Source organism: Clostridium sp. CAG:43, assembly GCF_000434655.1.
GTDB lineage: Bacteria > Bacillota > Clostridia > Lachnospirales > Lachnospiraceae > Otoolea > Otoolea fessa.
Genome location: NZ_FR895106.1, coordinates 17,553 through 17,807 on the forward strand (window position 1 = coordinate 17,553; position 255 = coordinate 17,807).

Genomic DNA, 255 nt, shown 5'->3' on the forward strand with positions numbered 1-255 from the left:
CCTGCCCTTTTCTTTTGTCCTACTGCCCATATTTCGCAAAATACCGATCCAGCACCTGTCTTGCGATCGGCGCAGCGACCGCACCGCCGGAACCAGACTCTTCTGCCAGCACACAGATCGCCACCTTCGGCTTGTCTGCCGGAGCGAAACCGACAAACCAGGAATGGGTCTCCTTACCTGTCTCAAACTCGGCGGAACCGGTTTTTCCGGCCACCGTATAGGATGCCCCCCGCATCGCGGAACCCGTACCAATCT

Annotated in this window: 1 protein-coding gene; it reads right to left on the reverse strand. The window is 58.0% G+C overall.

Translation table 11 applies throughout. The features are described 5' to 3' along the window. Positions 1–19: 19 nt before the first annotated feature. Positions 20–255 (reverse strand): penicillin-binding transpeptidase domain-containing protein (locus QVO97_RS09925; protein WP_288189581.1); only part of this gene is annotated, 236 nt, incomplete at its 5' end.